The 15,992-nt window shown below is 61.5% G+C and carries 11 protein-coding genes; 5 read left to right on the top strand and 6 right to left on the bottom strand.

Annotated features, from left to right (window positions below; translation table 11 throughout):
- From B0D78_RS09840 to B0D78_RS09830, 3 genes are all read left to right on the top strand, one after another.
- On the top strand, nt 1–4,367 hold a 4,367-nt coding region (locus tag B0D78_RS09840), incomplete at its 5' end, for a YadA-like family protein (RefSeq protein ID WP_205948300.1).
- Between the two features lie 166 nt (nt 4,368–4,533).
- Nucleotides 4,534–5,067, top strand: coding sequence for a hypothetical protein (locus B0D78_RS09835; RefSeq protein ID WP_078016793.1), 534 nt, complete (start codon nt 4,534–4,536; stop codon nt 5,065–5,067).
- Between the two features lie 499 nt (nt 5,068–5,566).
- A complete protein-coding gene (locus tag B0D78_RS09830; protein WP_078016792.1) occupies nt 5,567–6,658 on the top strand; it encodes a PTS transporter subunit IIC in 1,092 nt (363 codons plus the stop codon).
- 138 nt (nt 6,659–6,796) lie between these two features.
- Here B0D78_RS09830 and B0D78_RS09825 read toward each other — a convergent pair whose 3' ends face one another.
- Genes B0D78_RS09825 through gyrA form a run of 4 tightly spaced genes read right to left on the bottom strand, consistent with a single transcriptional unit; the run spans nt 6,797 to nt 11,654 of the window.
- Nucleotides 6,797–7,576, bottom strand: a complete 780-nt coding sequence (locus B0D78_RS09825) for an alpha/beta hydrolase (protein ID WP_078016791.1) — start codon at nt 7,574–7,576, stop codon at nt 6,797–6,799.
- A 51-nt stretch (nt 7,577–7,627) separates the two neighbouring features.
- On the bottom strand, nt 7,628–8,386 hold the full coding sequence (gene pssA / locus B0D78_RS09820; RefSeq protein ID WP_120372552.1) for a CDP-diacylglycerol--serine O-phosphatidyltransferase: 759 nt from the start codon (nt 8,384–8,386) through the stop codon (nt 7,628–7,630).
- Nucleotides 8,387–8,417: 31 nt separating this feature from the next.
- On the bottom strand, nt 8,418–9,035 hold the full coding sequence (locus B0D78_RS09815) for a phosphatidylserine decarboxylase (protein ID WP_078016790.1): 618 nt from the start codon (nt 9,033–9,035) through the stop codon (nt 8,418–8,420).
- A gap of 3 nt (nt 9,036–9,038) precedes the next feature.
- Complete coding sequence (gene gyrA / locus B0D78_RS09810) at nt 9,039–11,654, bottom strand: DNA gyrase subunit A (RefSeq protein WP_078016789.1); 2,616 nt, start codon at nt 11,652–11,654, stop codon at nt 9,039–9,041.
- Between the two features lie 191 nt (nt 11,655–11,845).
- Between gyrA and B0D78_RS09805 the strand changes: the two genes are divergently transcribed.
- Both B0D78_RS09805 and B0D78_RS09800 read left to right on the top strand, forming a co-directional pair.
- The gene (locus B0D78_RS09805) at nt 11,846–12,550 is read left to right on the top strand and encodes a DUF554 domain-containing protein (RefSeq protein ID WP_078016788.1); all 705 of its coding nucleotides are present in this window, start codon (nt 11,846–11,848) and stop codon (nt 12,548–12,550) included.
- A 119-nt stretch (nt 12,551–12,669) separates the two neighbouring features.
- Nucleotides 12,670–13,557, top strand: a complete 888-nt coding sequence (locus B0D78_RS09800; RefSeq protein ID WP_078016787.1) for a DUF2156 domain-containing protein — start codon at nt 12,670–12,672, stop codon at nt 13,555–13,557.
- Nucleotides 13,558–13,906: 349 nt separating this feature from the next.
- On the opposite strand, the gene B0D78_RS09795 is transcribed toward B0D78_RS09800, so the two are convergent.
- Nucleotides 13,907–14,986 carry an Ldh family oxidoreductase gene (locus B0D78_RS09795; protein WP_078016786.1) on the bottom strand — a complete coding sequence of 360 codons (1,080 nt, stop codon included), beginning with the start codon at nt 14,984–14,986 and terminating at the stop codon, nt 13,907–13,909.
- A 72-nt stretch (nt 14,987–15,058) separates the two neighbouring features.
- Nucleotides 15,059–15,967 (bottom strand): NAD(P)-binding domain-containing protein, encoded by a 909-nt coding sequence (locus B0D78_RS09790; RefSeq protein WP_078016785.1) that lies wholly within the window; start codon nt 15,965–15,967, stop codon nt 15,059–15,061.
- Between the last annotated feature and the right edge of the window lie 25 nt (nt 15,968–15,992).

Raw genomic sequence — 15,992 nt, 5'->3', positions numbered from 1 at the left:
GCCTTCACCTGAGCATGGACGAAACCAAGCTGAACAGCACCATCACCAACAACACCAGCATCACCACCATCAACGAGACATTGGACAAGGGGCTGAAATTCGCCGGCAACGACGGAGTTGCAGTCAAGCGCGAGCTTGGGCAAACTCTGAGCGTCAAGGGCGGATTGTCCGACGTGAGCGCGAACGCGTCCGGCAAGAACCTCGGCGTGAAGAAGAACGCCGCCGGTGACGGACTCGACCTCGTCATGAGCGAGAAACCCGAATTCACGGAAGTGACCGTCGGCTCGACGAACAAAGTCGTTCTGAGCGAAGGCAAAATCAGCATTGGCGGCAAGGATTACATCACCACCGCCGGTCTGAACGCCAACAGCCAGCAAATCAAGAACGTAAAGGCCGGCACGGAAGGAACGGACGCGGTCAACCTCAACCAGGTGAAGTCCCTGGTCACGGCGGGGGCGAAGCCGACTACGGTCAAGGGCAGCGATAACATCGGCGTGTCCGATGGCGCGAACTCCCAGGGCGGCAAGGAATACACCGTCAGCCTGAAAGACAGCGTAACTCTCGGCACTGATCCGGCCAAGAAAATCTCCATCGACGGAACCGCCGGCAAACTCACAGTCGGCACCAAAGTAACCGTCAACGGCGCCACCGGCGACATCCAGGCGGGCACAGTCAAGATCGCGGGCGCAGGCACAGTCAACGAACTGACGAACCGCGCCTGGGATATCGACAACCCGACGATCGTGAACGGCCAGGCCGCCACCGAAGACCAGCTGAAAGTCGTCAGCGACGTCGTGAAGACCAACACGAGCAACATCAGCAACCTGACCACCACGGTGAACAACCACACCACCGACATCACCAACCTCAAGGGCGGCTTCACCGTGAGCGACGGGGACGGCAGCGTCAAACCCGAAATCAAACTTGGCGAAACGGACAAACAGAACATCCAGTTCAAAGGCGAGCCGGACAAGATCGCCGTCGAAGTCGCCAAGGCCGCCGACGGAGCGACTGTGACCGTGAAAGCCGACCCGAAGTTGGGCGAGACCATCAACATCAGCAATAACACCAGCATCACCACCATCAACGAGACATTGGACAAGGGGCTGAAATTCGCCGGCAACGACGGAGTTGCAGTCAAGCGCGAGCTTGGGCAAACTCTGAGCGTCAAGGGCGGATTGTCCGACGTGAGCGCGAACGCGTCCGGCAAGAACCTCGGCGTGAAGAAGAACGCCGCCGGTGACGGACTCGACCTCGTCATGAGCGAGAAACCCGAATTCACGGAAGTGACCGTCGGCTCGACGAACAAAGTCGTTCTGAGCGAAGGCAAAATCAGCATTGGCGGCAAGGATTACATCACCACCGCCGGCCTGAACGCCAACAATCAGAAGATCACCAACGTGGAAGCCGGCACCTCGACCAAGGACGCCGTCAACTACGGCCAGCTGACAGCGCAGATCGCCAACAGCAAGACGATCCTGAAAGACGGCCATAATACGACAGTCGAAGGCGAAGGCACGGCTGCCAAGCCGTACAAGGTCAACGTCAAAGACGATCTCGTACTGGGCAAGGCAGGAGCCGACGGTAAAGACGGTTCCATCGGCATCAACGGCAAAGACGGCCAATCCGTCGTAATTCACGGCAAGGACGGGATCAGCGTCAAGGGCAAAGACGGCAAAGACGGAGTGACCATTTATGCCAAAGACGGCGCGGACGGAACGGAAGGCAAGATCGGCCTGACCGGCCCGAAGGGCTCCGACGGCGAGAACGCCAAAGCCGACATCGGCATCAATGCCGGCCCTGCCAGCCTCGATCCGGCGAAGAACCTGAGCGCCACCGAGATGACCCGCATCTACTACACGGATGAAAAGGGCGATCACCAAGTTGCGACGATGGACGACGGCATGAAGTACGCCGGCGACAACGGCCAGAGCGACGCGAGCAAAGTCATCAAGAAGAAACTGAACAACACGCTCGACATCATCGGCGGAGCCTCCGGCGCGCTGACCGACGGCAACATCGGCGTGAACAACGTCGGCGGCCAGCTGAAAGTTCAGCTGGCGCAGAACCTCAACCTGACGGCAGCCGGCAGCCTGACCATCGGCGACACTCTGCTTAACGGCAGCGGTCTGACGATTACCGGCGGCCCCAAGCTCACCAAGACAGACGTGAACATGGGTGGCCTGCAGATCCACGGCGTCGCCCAAGGCACGTCCGACACCGATGCCGTCAACTACGGCCAGCTGACAGCACAGATCGCCAACAGCAAGACGATCCTGAAAGACGGCCATAATACGACAGTCGAAGGCGAAGGCACGGCTGCCAAGCCGTACAAGGTCAACGTCAAAGACGATCTCGTACTGGGCAAGGCAGGAGCCGACGGTAAAGACGGTTCCATCGGCATCAACGGCAAAGACGGCCAATCCGTCGTAATTCACGGCAAGGACGGGATCAGCGTCAAGGGCAAAGACGGCAAAGACGGAGTGACCATTTATGCCAAAGACGGCGCGGACGGAACGGAAGGCAAGATCGGCCTGACCGGCCCGAAGGGCTCCGACGGCGAGAACGCCAAAGCCGACATCGGCATCAATGCCGGCCCTGCCAGCCTCGATCCGGCGAAGAACCTGAGCGCCACCGAGATGACCCGCATCTACTACACGGATGAAAAGGGCGATCACCAAGTGGCGACGATGGACGACGGCCTGAAATTCGCCGGCGACGGCGGGACCCCCGTCGGCAGAAAACTCGGAGAGACGCTGAAAATCAGCGGCGGAGCGGACGTCTCGAAACTTACGGACGACAATATCGGCGTAATCGCCGATTCCGCCAGCGGCGCACTGAAAGTGAAACTGGCGCGGAACCTCAACCTGACGGCAGCCGGCAGCGTCTCCATCGGCGACGTCACCTTGAACAACGGAGGACTTTCCATCAACGGCGGCCCCTCGATCACCAAGACCAGCGTGAACATGAACGGCCTGCAGATCGCCAACGTGAAAAGCGGTTTGGACGGCGCAGACCTCTCCACCGCCAGCGGCGCTACGCTAAAGAACGCAGCCAACATCGGCGACCTGAAAAACGCGATCGAAAACGCCAGTTCCAATCTGACCGACAAAGGCTTTGCCCTCTCGGCCGACGATAGCGGAATCGTCACCAAGAAACTTGGCCAGGCCCTCCACGTCGCCGGCGACGGCACGAACACCGAGACCAAAGTCGACGGCGGCAAAGTCGTCGTCGCCCTCAAGAACGAACTGAAATTCGACGTGACCGGGACGACAAACAAACTCACCATCAACAAGGACGACAAAGGCACCGTCAACGGCCTGAGCAACACAACCTGGAACCCCCTGAGCATCACCTCCGGCCAGGCCGCCACCGAAGACCAGCTCAAAGCCGTGGACGACAAGATCGCCGCCATCTCCGCCGACACCCTGAAAAGCTGGGACGCCCAGATCGACGGAGTGAAAGTGAAGACCGTCAGCAAGACCGACAACGTCCTCAACTTCAAGAAAGGCAGCAACATCAAACTGAGCGACGACAGCGGCGCCATCAAGATCTCCGTCGTCGACGCGCCGAATTTTGCCGGCAAAGTCACCGCCAAAGGCTTCGACGCCACCGGCCACAAGATCGAGAACGTCAAAGCCGGAGCAGTGAACCAGACCAGCGGCGACGCCATCAACGGAGCGCAGCTGTGGAAGACCTCGAGCAGCATCGCCCAGCACCTCGGCGGCGAGAAATACGGCATTACCGTCCAGAACGACGGCAGCGTCTCCCAGCCGACATACCGAATGCAGGGCGGCAGCTACAACAACGTCGGCGATGCTCTGAGCGCTGTGGACAAACAGTTCACCAACGTCTACAACAACTTCGGCAACGTCTACAACCAGATGGGCGAACTGAGAGGCAGCATCAAGGCCACCGGCGCGCTCGGCTCGGCCTTGAGCGCGCTCAAACCGATGCAGTACGACCCAATCGAGCCGAGCCAGCTCATGGCGGGCTTCGGAGCGTACAAGGGCGAATGGGCGTTCGCGCTCGGCTGGGCACATTACATGAAGGAAGACTTCATGGTTCATGCAGGGGTGTCCATCACTCACCACGGCGAGTCGATGGCGAACGCCGGGCTGACGTGGAAGATCGGCCGCAAGGAAGACAGGGAAGCGATCCCCGAGCGCTATCGCAAGGGGCCGCTCAACAGCGTCTACGTGATGCAGAAGGAGAACGCCGAGCTGCAGGCCGAGGTGGCCTCGCTGAGACGTACGAACTCCCGGCATGAGGAAACCAACGCGCTCCAGAGTCAGGAGATCGTCGAACTGAAGGCGCGCATGGCGGCGCTGGAACGGATGCTGCAGAACGGCTCGAAACGGAGATAACGTAATCGCGATTCAACTTCTTGTATCGGCGGTGCGAAAAGAGGGCGGATGGTTTTCAGTCCGCCCTTTTCTTTCGGTTTTCCGGCGCGATCCGTGGTATGATATGTCACGCCGTGACGCATAGGATCCGAAAACGATTTTTTTATTTATTCGAGGAGGTTTTTCAGTGAAACGTTTGACGAAATCGATGTTTGTCTTTCTGATGCTCGCAGCGCTGGCCGGAACGGCGTTCGCTACGGAGATCGCCGTGGTGGACACGGAAAAGCTCCTGGTCCAGTCCGAACCCGGCAAGCTGGGGCAGGCCCATCTGGAGGAAGTGCAGAAAGTGCTCCAGAAAGGGTACGACGACCTGCGGGCGCTGTACCGCGGCCAGGAGAACGTGCCCGAGGCGCAGAACGCGATCGCGCAGGGGCAGGCGGCGCTGGAACGGCAGATGGAAGTGGAACGCGCGGCAGTGACGTCGGTGCTGCAGTCGGAGCTGATGGCGTCCGTGGAGGCGTGGCGGAAGAAGAACCCGAGGATCCACGCGGTGCTCGCCCGGCAGCTGTTCCTCGACGCGGCGCCCAAGCTCGACGCCACGAGCGCCGTGATGAAGGAAATGAACAAGCGAAAGCCCAAGTTCGCCGAGCTTCCCACGGTGACGGTGAAGAAACCGGAAGTTCCCGCCAAGGCGGAACGGGCCTCCGCGGAAGCGAAATAACGGCCGGTTCCTGATAGAACGGTTTAACGGCAAACGTTCGACGCTGCGGGGAAGTCCAGGCGCACAGGACGACCTCGGAGCGCCTTTGCGTTCGGCCTTTTGATTGAGAAATAGTGCGAGATTCATCAAAAAACAGCAAAGAGGCCGTCTCAAAAATCGATTGAGACGGCCTCTTTTTAACGAAAGCGGGCGAACCTGTTTGCGGAAAGGGCGTATTTTCACGCTCTTTCCCGAAGGGGACGCCGCATGGTCTTCAATCTCCGTGGGAGCTCCGCCGCGCGACAGCGGGGGCAGCCGCCGGACCTTTGAAAAAAGCCCTGGGCAATGGTAAAATCGCACCGGTTCCCGGCCGGAAATATCGAATGCGCTCCACCCCTGCCGCGGGGGCTGATAATGCGAGGCGGCGGTCGGTGAGAACCCTGACAGGACGATCGTCCCGGCCTGTCAGAACAGGTCGGGACGTTTGCTGTGCGAAAAAAATGAAAAGTGGGGAACGCAAGTGGAAAAGGTAAAACGATTTTTGCGCCGCAAGGACATCGAAATTTCGGTCAGGCGATATTGCATCGACGCGCTGGGAGCGATGGCGCAGGGACTGTTTTGTTCGCTGCTGATCGGCACCATCGTCAACACGCTGGGCATCCAGTTTCGGATTTCATGCCTGACGGAGCCCATCATCGCCATCAGAGGAACGGTCTACACCGTGGGCGGGCTTGCCTCGGTCATGAGCGGTCCGGCTATGGCCACGGCCATCGGCTACGCCCTGCATTGCCCGCCGCTCGTGCTGTTTTCGCTCGTTTCGGTCGGCTTTTCCGCCAACGCGCTTGGCGGCGCGGGCGGACCGCTGTCCGTCCTGTTTGTGGCGATCGTCGCGGCCGAGCTTGGAAAAGCTGTTTCCAGGGAGACCAAAGTTGACATTCTGGTTACGCCTCTCGTGACGATCGGAGTCGGCGCCGCTTTGTCCGCGTGGTGGGCTCCGGCGCTGGGCGAAGCCGCGATGAAAATCGGCAATATCGTCATGGTCGCGACGACGCTTCAGCCGTTTTGGATGGGGATCGTCGTTTCCGTCGTCGTCGGCCTGGCGCTGACGCTGCCGATCTCGTCGGCGGCGATCTGCGCGGCGTTGGGGCTGACGGGGCTTGCCGGCGGCGCGGCTGTCGCCGGCTGCTGCGCGCAGATGGTGGGCTTCGCCGTCATGTCCTTTCCGGAAAACCGATGGGGCGGCCTGATCTCTCAGGGGCTCGGCACTTCGATGCTGCAAATGGGCAACATCGTGAAAAATCCCCGTATATGGATCGCGCCTGTGGTTACCTCGGCGATCACCGGGCCGCTGGCGACGTGTCTTTTCCGGCTGGAAATGAACGGCGCGCCGGTATCCTCCGGCATGGGCACCTGCGGGCTGGTCGGGCCGATCGGCGTTTATTCGGGCTGGGTCAAAGAGATCTCCGGCGGTGCGCGCGTTTCGGTCGCGGCAACGGACTGGATCGGGCTTCTGCTGGTCGCGTTCGTCCTGCCTGCGGTCATCTGTCCGCTCCTGAATCTGGCTCTGCGGAAGATCGGCTGGGTGAAGCCGGGCGATCTGAAACTGAACTGATCAAAGAACGTTTCGACGGTTCCCGGCGCCGGCAGCTCCCGGTTTACGTGAAGGCGGCCGATGAGGGCGGCCGGAAACGCGCCCCTCTTAAAACGGACGCAGGCGGCGCTCCCCCCTGGGGGAGCGCCGCCTGTCGTTTCATGACGCGGCGAACAGCTGCGGCACGCGGCGGTAGATTTCTTCGAGCGGGCGGCGCGAGGGCATCCCGTGCAAAAAGCGGAAGGAATGGTCGCTGCCGTCGATCTCGTAATATTTTTTGTCCGCTACGGCCAGCGCGTCGAAGATCCGGCGGCAGGAATCGCTCGGGAACGTGGCGTCCTCGCCGCCGCGGAAAACGCGCGCCCAGCGGACGTTCACGCCGCGCGCGGCCTGCAGGAGACGGTCGTTTCGTTCAAGGCTGCTCAGGATCGGCAGCTTGAAAATTTCTTTGTTCTCGGGAAAGACCGCGTCGCCGCTGCCGCAGAGGATCAGCCCTTCGATGCCGCTGGGCGCGGCCCCGCCGGTCATGGCGCCGCCGGCGATGAGCAGCGCGCTCAAGCCCCCCAGAGAAAAGCCCCAAAGCGTCAGCGGCAGGCTGGAGTAGAGGGCGCGCGCGGCCTCGTAGGCGTTGTAGAAGTCCTCGAGCTCTTCGGCGTAGGTCTTGCCGTCGAAGGCGTCGTAGATCCATCGCAACGGCACGTTGGCGTAGTCGTGACGGTTGCGCACTTTGCGGCTGCTCTCGGCGAGAACGGGCATGATGCGGTTTTCCGCCAGGGCGGCGCCGATGCGGGCGTACTTGTTGCCCGGTTCCGAACTGGCGTTGCTGTGGACGCCGTGGAAAAGGAGCGCGACCTTGCGCGGGCGGTCGATGACGCCTGTGGTCAGAATCACCGTCTTGTCGCCGAAGGTGCCGTCGATGTAATTCTTTCTCCAGCGCATGACACCGCCTCCTTGGACAGGATCAATAAAGAATAAAGACGAGAAGGGCGCTCAGCCGTTGTGTTCCTCCTGCTGCGGCTCGGGAAGGGACAGCCACGTTCCCCAGTCGAAACGGACGATGCCGCTGACCAGGTAAATGGAGATCAGGATCAGCAGGCCGCGCTGGCGGGCGGCGATGAACACGATGGCGGCGAAGGCCGCCAGGCCGTAAAGCTTGCTCTTGTTCATGAAGCCTTTTTTGATGGCCTTGAGATTCCCGTACGGCACCGACGAGATCATCAGGAAGCCGTCGACGGCGGCGAGAATGCCCATCAGCCAGGCGGGGACTTTGCCGATCAGCCCGGCCAGGACGATGGAAACGAGGAACAGGCCGCCGGCGGGAATGGGCAGGCCCTGAAAGGGGCCGGGGCGGTGCACGATGTTGAAGCGGGCCAGGCGCAGGGCGCCGCACAGCGCGAAAAACGCCGCGATCAGCGCGCCGACCACGCCGGGCAGGGCCTGCAACGAGGTGGAATAGACGAGGACGGCCGGCGCGACGCCAAACGAGACCACGTCGCCGAGGCTGTCGAATTCGACGCCGAAGTCGCTGCTTACGCCCATGGCGCGCGCGACTTTGCCGTCCATGAAGTCGAAGAACACGGCGCAGGGGATCATCCACGCCGCGGGCAGATAGTGGCCGCGGACGGTGAGGATCAGCGACAGCATGCCGCAGAGCAGGTTGCCGCTGGTGATCATGTTGGGGATGTTGTTGCGGATGGGGATCCCCCTGAGCCTCTTGCGGTAGTGCAGACGCAGTTTGATCTTTTTCATTGTTGGCCTCCTTTTGAGGATTGGCGCGGATTTATTTTTGGCCGCGGACGGCGATGACCGTCTGCCCGGCCGTGACTTTCTGGCCGATCTCCGCCGTGCATTTCAGCGAGAGGGGAAGATAAACGTCGACTTTGCTGCCGAACTTGATCATGCCGAAACGCTGCGCTCGTTCGAGCCGGTCGCCTTTTTTCAGGCGGCAGACGATGCGGCGCGCGACCAGTCCGGCGATCTGCGTCAGCAGCACGGGGCCGTCCTCGGACGAATACCCCACGTACATGCGTTCGTTTTCCAGCGACGCTTTATCGGCGTTGGCGAACCATTTTTTGCCCGGCGCGTACTCGAGGTATTCGATCGTTCCGGCCGAGGGCATGCGGTTCACGTGCACGCTGAAAACGTTCATGAAAATGCCGACCTTGAGCGCCTTGCCCGTGTAGGGGTGCTCGGTCTCGCAGATCTCGATCACTTCGCCGTCGGCGGGGCTGACGAGTCCGTCTCCCTGCGGCGTGCGTTCGGGATCGCGGAAGAACCAGAACACCAGCGCCGCCAGCGGCAGCGTCACGATCAGCGTCCAGCGGCTCAGCCACGCCAGCAGCAAAGTGGCGGCGGCGACGGCGCTCATGAAGAAGGAGCCGTCGGGGGCGAATCTCATGCTTTAGTCCTCCTTTTCGGGCTCGCGGCCGGGATCGGTCGGAGCGGCGTCCGGCGCGTCGAGAACGGCGCCGGGAACGTCTTCGAATTCCAGACCGCCGGTGTCGTCATCGTCGCCGAAAGGCAGCGTCGGTTCGACGGGGCGCTGCGGGGCGGGCGCCGCTTCCGTGGCGCGAAGACTGCCGCTTTGGACGAGGTCTTCCTTGTGGATCAAAGAGACGTTGGCGACTTCGTCGCCGTTTTCGGGGCGGATCAGGATGGAGCCGGCGGCGTCGCGTCCCAGCTGCGGGATCGAGTCGACGGCGAGGCGGATGATGTTGCCGCCGGCCGTCATCAGCGCCACTTCGTCGCCGGGGAAGACGGTGTTGGCCACGGCCAGCCGGCCGGTGCGGTCGCCGATGCGCATGGCGCGCTGGCCGCCGGTGGCGCGGTGGTGGACCGAGAACTCGTCGTAGGATGTGATCTTGCCGATGCCGCGCTGGCTGACCAGCAGGATGCGGCTGTCGCCGGCGATGACTTCGCAGGAGATGATCTCGTCGTCCTTGCCGAGCTTCATGGCTTTGACGCCGCGGGCGGAACGGCCCATGGTGCGGATCTCGTCCTCGCTGATGCGCAGGCCGCGCCCCATGGCGCTGACGAGGAACAGGTCGTCGAGGCCGTTGGTGCAGCGGATGCGCGCGATGTCGTCGCCGTCGTCGAGCGTCATGATCTGGCGGCCGGCGCGCGTGAGGTTCTGCAGCTCGCTCTTGTCCATGCGCTTGGCGATGCCGCGGCGCGTGATCAGCACGACGGTGCTGCAGTTGTCGGGGAAGCGCCCGAGGATCTCCACGACCGTTTCGCCTTCGCTCAGCGAGATGAACTGTTCGACCTTGCGCCCTTTTCCGGATTTCGTCTCGGGGACCATGTGCCCCTTGATGGCGAAGACGCGGCCGCGGCTGGTGAACAGCAGCACGTCGTTGTGCGTGGTGGTGACGACCATGCCGGCGACCTGATCTTCCTCGTGCAGGTTGGCGCCGCGGCGACCCTTGCCGCCGCGGTTCTGAACGTTGTAGTCCTTGAGCAGCGAGCGGCGCAGATAGCCGTCTTTGCTCAGCGTGATGACGATGTTCTCCTCGGGCATCAGATCCTCGTAGGAGTCGGATGTGCTTTCGACGTGGAGCCGGATCTCGGTGCGCCGCTTGTCGCCGAACTTGTGGCGCAGCTCCGTGAGCTCGTCGCGGATGACGCCGTCGAGAACTTTGGCGTCGGCGAGGATCTCCTGGTAGCGGGCGATGTCGGCCAGCAGCTGCGCCATCTCCGCCATCAGCTTGTCGCGCTCCAGCCCGGTGAGGCGCTGCAGGCGCATGTCGAGGATGGCCTGGGCCTGCTTCTCGGAGAACTGCAGCTGTTCGATCAGGCCGCGGCTGGCTTCTTCGGCGGTCTGGGCGCCGCGGATGATGCGGATCACTTCGTCGATCATGTCCAGCGCGCGGCACAGGCCCTCGATGATGTGTTCGCGTTCCTGAGCTTTGGCGAGGCGGAAGGCGGTGCGGCGGCGCACGACGCCGCGGCGGTAATCGAGGAACACTTCGAGCATGCTCTTGAGGCCGAGCTCGACGGGGCGCTGGCCGACGAGCGTCAGGTTGATGACGCCGAAGGTGCTCTGCATCATCGTGCGGTTGTACAGCTGACGCTGCACCAGTTCGGGATCGCCGTCGCGGTTCAGGTCGAGGACGATGCGCAGCCCCTGGCGGTCCGATTCGTCGCGCAAATCCGCGACGCCGTCGATGGAATGTTCCTGCACGCACTTGGCGATGCCCTCGATCAGCGTGGTCTTGTTGACCATGTAGGGGATCTCGGTGATGACGACGCTGGTCCGGCGTTTCCCTTCTTCGACGACGCAGCGCCCGCGGACGATGATCTTGCCGCGGCCGGTACGGTAGGCGTCGACGATGCCCTCGCGCCCCATGATGATGCCGCCGGTGGGGAAGTCGGGGCCGGGCAGGCGGTCCATCAGCTCGCCCAATTCCGCCTCCGGGTGATCGATCAGGCAGCAGAGCGCGTCGACCACTTCGCCGAGATTGTGGGGCGGCATATTGGTGGCCATGCCGACGGCGATGCCGGTGCTGCCGTTGACGAGCAGATTGGGTACGAGACTGGGCAGCGTCAGGGGTTCCTTCAGCGATTCGTCGAAGTTCGGTCCCCAGTCGACGGTGTCTTCGTCGATGTCCTGCAGCATCAGCTCGCCGAGTTCGGCAAAGCGGGCTTCGGTGTAACGCATGGCGGCCGCGCCGTCGCCGTCGACGGAGCCGAAGTTGCCCTGCCCGTCCACGAGCGGATAGCGGAGATTCCACGGCTGCGCCAGGCGCACCATGGTGTCGTAGATCGAGGCGTCGCCGTGCGGATGGTATTTGCCCATGACTTCGCCGACGACGCGCGCCGATTTCTTGTACGCCTGATTGTGACGGATGCCCAGCCCCAGCATGCCGTACAGCACGCGGCGCTGCACGGGCTTGAGCCCGTCGCGGGCGTCGGGCAGCGCGCGGCCGACGATGACGCTCATCGCGTAGTCGAGATAGCTCCTTTTTATTTCCGGGACGAGCGGATTCGGTATGACCCGTCCCATCGCCTGTTCTTCCATGCTTGAACCTCCATTGACAGAAGCCGGGTGCGCTTCTTTTTTTCAAATCGCTCTCATGCTTTTAACCCAACCATTTTATCATCTTCAGCGGGGTTCTGCCCAATGATTTTAAATGGTTATATTTTGACGGAGCCATTTTCTTCGCCCGCGGTGATATAATGCACGTACTTGTTTTTGAGGGAGGTTTTCTTTTGGACCTGTGGCAGACGATTCCCCTGTACGGATCGGTCGTAAACGTGCTGGCGGTCGTGGCCGGCAGTTTGGCGGGCTACGCGCTGCGCCGTCATGTCAATGAGGAGATCATGAGACTGCCGATGCAGTGCCTCGGCCTGTTTACCGTTTCCATCGGCATGGGCATGGCGCTGAAGACGCAGAACCTGCTGATCGTGGTCTTCAGTCTCTGCGCCGGTTCGATCGTCGGCGGCCTGCTGGACATCGACGGCCGCATTGAACGCGCCGCCGGCGGAATACAAAAGCGCTTCAAGAGTTTGGATTCGAATTTTTCGCAGGGCGTCATGGCGGCGACGCTGATTTTCTGCGTCGGATCCATGGCCGTGCTCGGCTCTTTCGAAGAAGGGTTGGGCGGCTATCCGACGCTGCTGCTGACCAAGTCGATGATGGACGGCCTGATGTCGGTGGCGCTGGCGGCGTCGCTGGGGCTCAGCGTCGCTTTTTCGGCCGTGCCCGTGTTCGTCTATCAGGGCACGTTGACGCTCTCCGCGCGCTTCATCCAGCCGCTCATGACCGAAACGGCGACGGCGGAGATGACGGCGACCGGCGGCGTCATGCTCATCGGCGTCGGCCTGTCGGTCCTCGGCCTGGTCAAAATGAAGCTGATGAACGCGCTGCCGGCCCTCGTCGTCGCCGTGGCGCTGGCGCGGATTTTCCTGAGTTAGCGGAACTTTTTCTGGGCAAGAAAAAAGTCTGTCCCCGCAGTTTGTTTGACGGCTGTGTTACAATGAGCTTGTAATCCGACCGATTATATATTGAATGAAAAATTCGGAGGCGTTTTTCAGTGAACGAAATTTATAAACCTTTGGACGTGTCCCAATACGAAAAGTATAAAGAATTTTGGTTGCGATGCGATGAATATTCGTCGGACATGAGTTTTGTGATCCTCTGGGCCTGGCAGGATTTCTTCGGCTACGAGGCGAGCTGGGAGCCCGAACTGATCTGGCTGCGCCAGACCAAGCCCGATCTGAAATGGCTGGCTCCCGCGGGCGACTGGCACCGCGCCGACTGGGCCGAACAGCTGCGGGCGCACGCGGGCGACGAAGCCGATTTCATCGACGTGCCCAAATCGCTCGTCAGGATCTGGCAGGAACAGTTGGGCGCGAAGATCGCGGCCGTAGACGACCGCGACAGCTACGAGTACCTCTACAACGTCGAAGAGCTGGCGACGCTGGCCGGCAACAAGCACATGAAGCGCCGCAACCGCGTCAACAAGTTCCGCCGCGAGTTCAACGCCCAGTACAAGACGCTGACGCCGGAGATGACCGGGGAAATCAAAAATCTGCAAAGATCCTGGACTCACGACGAGAACGAATTCATGACCAGGATGCTGACCGCCGAGGGCGAGGGCATCCTGCGCGTGCTCGACCACTGGCGGGAAATGGGCCTGATCGGCGGCGCCATCGAACTGGACGGCCGGCTGATCGCCTACACGCTGGCCGAACCGGTCACACCCGAGCTGATCATGATCCATTACGAAAAAGGCCTGCCCGAGTTCCACGAAGTCTATCAGGTCATCAACAAGGATTTCCTGTTCCACGACGCCCGCAGCTACAAGATCGCCAACCGCGAGGAAGACATGGGCGACCCCGGCCTGCGCCACGCCAAGCTGGCCTATCTGCCCTGCGGCTACGTGGAGAAATGCAACGTCCACTGGAACGCCAACGCCTGAACGATAAAAAACCGTCCCGAAGATCTCACGCAAGCTGAGATCTTCGGGACGGTTTTTTTATTTTTTATCGAAGGACTTGAAATCCGTTGCTGCGCGCTTTGTGGATTTTCCTCGAGGCACTCTTGCTGCCTGGTGTCTCAGTCAAGAAATAGCATGAATCGTCGTGAGCACCATCTGCGGATGGTACGCGGGGCAGCCGATCTCTTGGCAACGGCTGGAGAGCTTGTCCAGGACGAGGGGGCGACGACGGAAATGAAATCCTTTCTCATGCCTCATTGAGCACAATACGAATCGAAAGAGTCCGACTTTTCCTCCTTCTTTAGGTTTTTGAGACAGACTCTTCTATGGATCAATTCGGTTGTTTTCCTTCCGCCTGAGCGAGGAATTCTTCTAGACTGGCAGCGGAAACGTCGTCTATCACCACGCCATCGTGCAGGGCCCGCTCGCGGGCTTCGCGCTCCTTTTCGCCGTGGATCCAGACGCGGCCGCGACCTTCGGCCGTCTCGCCGTTCCGTACTTCGCGGAGGATTTCGCCGATGTGGGCGCGCAGGGCGGTGGGATCGCCGAAGATGTCGAGGCGAACGGCCGAAAAGAACATGGCGACTTTTGCGCCGACGCCTTTTTCATACGAATGCAGGCTCCATGCGCCCATCGACAGCCCGGCGGAAAGCAGCTCGACAAGCAGTCCGAGGCCGTAGCCTTTGTGTCCGCCGGTGGCCTCCTGCGTGCCTCCGAGGAAGACGAGTCCGCCAAGTCCGGGTTCGGCTTTGTAGGCGCGCAGGAACTTGACAGGATCGCGCTGACTCTGCCCCCTGCTGTCGACGGCCCAGCCCTCGGGCAGAATCTTGCCGCGGCGGGCGTACACTTCGATTTTGCCGAAGGCGGCGGTCGTCGTCGCCATGTCGAGCAGGAACATGTTTCCATTCTCTTCGGGGATGGAGACGGAAATGGGGTTGGTGCCGAACATGCGGGTACGGCCGTTGGTAGGGATGGCGTTGCACCGCGTCGTGCAGCAGGAGCAACCGATCATTCCGGCCCGGGCGATGCGTTCGGTCCAGAGACCGGCCATGCCGTAGTGGCTGGCATTGCGCACGGCGCAGAAAGCCGCGCCGGTCCGACGGGCTTTTTCGATCAGGCGCGTCACGGCGAAATCGGCGATCAGTCCGCCGACGCCGTTGTGCCCGTCGACGACGAGTGAGACGGGGGTCTCGAAAGTAATCTCCGGCGCGCGCCCGGGATGGATAAAGCCGTTGTCCAGAAACTGACGGTACGGACTCAGCCGTCCCACGCCATGCGAGGGCACGCCGCGCGCGTCGGCCTCGACGAGAACGCGGGCGGTCAACGAGGCTTCTTCCTCTGAATAGCCGAAACTGCGCAGGATTTTTTTTGTTTTCAGCAGCAGATCGTTGTATGCATACACTGCGGACATCTTTATTCCTCCTGCTTTTATCTGTGCGACAAGGCGCTCCGGCTTGGCCGGAGCGCCTTGTGTCCTATGGGCCTAGTTGTAGTTTTTGCGGTCCATCAGCGCGAAGATCTCGGCGAGCGACTGGGGCGCCGCGCCGTTCAGCTCCTTGGCGCAGCCGAAGCTGGTGGTGTGCTCCATGCGCGCCTTGGCGCCGGCGGAAACGAGCGGTTTGACGCCGACCTGCCCCATCAGTTCCATCGCTTCACCCACTTCAAAGCCGCGGCGCTCGGAATGAACAAAGTCCGATCCGGCCAGGGCGACGACGAGCTTTTCAAACGGCTGCTTGGCCATCGTGGCGCAGATCGACTGCATGAAACGGTCTTCAAGGCCGCACTTATGAGCGAACGCAAGCGCCTCCGTCAGCAGCGCTTCCAGTCCCTTGGTGAAGACACTGCGCACCAGCTTGATGCGCGAAGCGTCGCCGGCTTTGGAACCTTCGCCGACAAGCGTGATGTTCATGCCCCAGGGCGTCATCGAGTCGTGCCAAGCGTCCGAGCCTTCGCCGGAAGCGAGGATGGGGACCTTGTGACCGTAGCCGACGAGGCCGCCGAGCATCGCAGAATCCACGTAAAGCGCGCCTTTTTCGGCAAACTTCTTTGCCTCGGCCGTCTTGATGTCGGGCAGAGCCGTGGTCACGTCGATGAAGTACTGTCCTTTGCGGGCCATCGGCAGCAGGCCATCGGCCGTGGAGGGGGTAAAGCGCGCGGGCACGGCGATGACGACGAAGTCGCACTTCTCGACAAGTTCCTTTGCGGAAGCGGCGGCCGTCACGCTGCCGGCGCTGGCGACGCGGTCGAGCACCGTTTTCTTGTAAGGACCGTCCGAGCCCATCGCCACGTCGTAGGCGAGAATTCCCGTCAGCCCCTCGTCGCACAGCCCTTTGGCCATGTGATAGGCGGCTTCGCCGAAACCGATATAACCGAGAGAAACATTCTGAGCCATGTGAAAAGACCTCTTCCCTTGTAAA

The sequence above is a fragment of the Pyramidobacter sp. C12-8 genome (assembly GCF_002007215.1).
Lineage (GTDB): Bacteria > Synergistota > Synergistia > Synergistales > Dethiosulfovibrionaceae > Pyramidobacter.
This window is presented reverse-complemented; position numbering and strand designations above follow the sequence as displayed.

Coding starts and splice junctions, on each gene's coding strand:
- B0D78_RS09825 (WP_078016791.1), bottom strand. CDS start 7,576: ATGCGCTGGAGAAAGAATTACATCGACGGCACCTTCGGCGACAAGACG.
- pssA (WP_120372552.1), bottom strand. CDS start 8,386: ATGAAAAAGATCAAACTGCGTCTGCACTACCGCAAGAGGCTCAGGGGG.
- B0D78_RS09815 (WP_078016790.1), bottom strand. CDS start 9,035: ATGAGATTCGCCCCCGACGGCTCCTTCTTCATGAGCGCCGTCGCCGCC.
- gyrA (WP_078016789.1), bottom strand. CDS start 11,654: ATGGAAGAACAGGCGATGGGACGGGTCATACCGAATCCGCTCGTCCCG.
- B0D78_RS09795 (WP_078016786.1), bottom strand. CDS start 14,986: ATGTCCGCAGTGTATGCATACAACGATCTGCTGCTGAAAACAAAAAAA.
- B0D78_RS09790 (WP_078016785.1), bottom strand. CDS start 15,967: ATGGCTCAGAATGTTTCTCTCGGTTATATCGGTTTCGGCGAAGCCGCC.